The 2760-nt window shown below is 40.7% G+C and carries 1 pseudogene; it reads right to left on the bottom strand.

The window, feature by feature from the left end:
* A pseudogene (locus P2W72_RS15690) lies at positions 1-2760 on the bottom strand (hypothetical protein); the annotation flags it as partial.

Here is a 2760-nt window from a genome sequence, read left to right as displayed (position 1 = left end):
GTTAAGTACTGATAATTACTTGCCTGAGGGGTACGGTCCACGTAACTTGAAACAGATAAGGTCTGAAGCACTACCGTAATAGCTTTTGAGATACTCATATTACCGCAAGTGGAAGTAACACTTGCTGTTAAAGTAACAGAACCATCTGATATTCTTGTAAGTGTAACTGAATTCCCGGATGGGCTTGCACTTGCAATACCTGATGGACTGACACTCCAGCTGACTGTTGCCCCAGATGGGAGGTTATTAATTGAATATAATTGGCTCCCGCAAAAAGTATCAGGACCTGAGATGGAATAGTTATTCCCAGTCCCGGGATATGGAGGACCTTTAATTTCATTTTCAAACCAGACTGCATTTTCTGCAGTAATTTCCACGTGGGCCTGGTTCGCAACAGGTGCATAAACTGCATTGAAAGGAGTTTTACCATTGCACACGATATCTTCATTAGCCCAGTTATAAAAAAGAACACGCTGCGTTGTACTAGAAATAAAATCAACTCCGCTTGTTGTAGGTACAAAAGAATGCAAGTCGGTAGTCTTACTAAAATAAAATCTCTTTTTAGCTATTGGAATGTTTTGCATAACATCTATTCCAAAAATCTCGCCTATTTTTACCCGTGGATGTTTCCCTCCCCAGGGATCCAGGTTCGATGCATAGAATTCACTCAGCCCACCTACAGCTGCATCGTAAATTTGCTTATAGGTATCTGAATATCCGCCCGGAATTACATCATAACTATAGCCGGAAGTATATGGCTCAGAATATCCTGTTTCTTCGGGGGGAGCTCCAATCATTTTACCGACAGGGTTCCAGATGAATAAGTTTAATGACCGGTTACGCCCAATGGCAGAGCCGGCAAACATTTTAACACGCATAATATCCCCTAATGGCCACCGTGCATCCACACGAACCGCCATTACTTCCTGGCTTGCACTTGTGGTCGATTGGTCTGTAGATTTAGAGCCGTTAATAATAGCAACATTCCTGGTATTCGCAGGATAACCAATATTTTTTAAGTTTTGCTGGAATATATCAAAATACCGGTGCGGCGTAGGCACTTCCAGGTTAGAAGAATAGTGATGCACAAGCAATTGTTTAGCAGCATTACAATTTAACGGAGATTTTGCTTCCATTGTTTTTCCCAGTTTAGTTTTGTAAGCAAAACTTATAAGCTGCTGCAGACCAATAGGGATACTAGCGCCCTGAAGCGCTCCGTCAAAAGCAATATACAACCTGCTGTGCAAATTAATACCATTTTTTTCAGCCCAGGCGAGTGCATAGCGGGCAATAGGCGCACCCATACTCGGGCCAATAACCACAAAATCACTGGTCATCGTCGAAGAATGGTCCAGATATAGTTTTTCAAGCATTGCCACCACAGCCATCGCATTCTTTTCCATGAAATCACCGCCATCTTTGTAATCTAAGATTATGATGTCATATCCTTCATTACGAAGTTTATCTCCAAGTTTCAATGAGCCAGGGTTTATATAATTATTATATATCTTTACATGATCTCTACTATTGGTTGGATCAAAACCATCGAGAAATATGATGGGCTTTGTTATTTGTTTGGTACTGCAGTTAGCGGCAGAATAATATTTATAGGCTTTAATTGTTGTAACTTCATTACCCCCGGATGGAGTGTATTGTGATATATTGAATGGCCTTCCAGTTACCTCAATTGAATCAATGGCAGTACATACTGAAGTACCGCTGATTGTTGGTATTCCGGTTACCGGATAGGTAGAATTAGCATATAATGTTTGCCCGTTTGACAGGGATAGTATGTATTTTATGTTCTTATCTCCTGTACCGGAATAATTAACTGTAACAGAGCCCCCAGGCAGTAATGGAATATAGCCACCTCCATTATCGAAATCAACTGACAGGCTATTTATACTAAGGCCTTTATTAGAAAAATAATAATTCGAAGGTAAGGTAAATGTGTTTGTTCCCAGGCGTCCGAATTTTCCCAGAATAGATATTACTGCGGCTGTGTTCGCTATATAGGGAGAAGAGCTTCTTCCGTTTACATCATACAGCTTCTGGTTACTTACATAGAACTGATTATTTTGTACGGCCATGGTGTCAATGGTATTAAAGTCGTACAATAAAACTCCAATCGGGTAATTATTGAGTTGATATGCCTGCTTCAATAGGCTTGGTATACTATCGGGATGGGGTATTTGCTGAGGGGAGTAACTGGCAATACGCAGTTCCTCATAAGCCCTTAAGAAATGTTCATAATTACTTGTATCACTGGAGGAAGACCCGTTAAATGAAAATAAAGAAGCCCATGGATAAGCTCTCTCATACAATATACCTGTTGGTACATACGCTTTGTTTAAGTTTTCCAGATAACCGTCAATATGTTTTGTATAGGTTAAAGAGTCTGTTAACATTCCCCCGTTACCTGAGGGCAGGCTTATTACCGTATTTATATCGCCGCTGTTGGTATAATAACCTTCTGATACCACATAATAGGTTCCTGCATTAAGCTGCATTTTGATGGAAGACTGCAGTGTTGGACACAGGGGCCCGTTGTCATCATTAGATACCATGATATTACCATTGATATCCAGCAGGTGCATATATGTATCAAAAGCGGATGAGCAATGAGAAATACTCACTTCGGCACTGCTGCTTAATGAGAATTTATAATAGATATCATCACTTGGCTGGCCCATATCATTGCCATAGCCGTTAGCGATGGAATTATTCTTTGTGTCCGAAAAAGTAACACCGGGGCCTAAG

The organism is Daejeonella sp. H1SJ63, from assembly GCF_029360775.1.
GTDB lineage: Bacteria > Bacteroidota > Bacteroidia > Sphingobacteriales > Sphingobacteriaceae > Daejeonella.
Note: the sequence above shows the minus strand (reverse complement) of the source record. Positions and strands in the feature narration are given on the sequence as shown.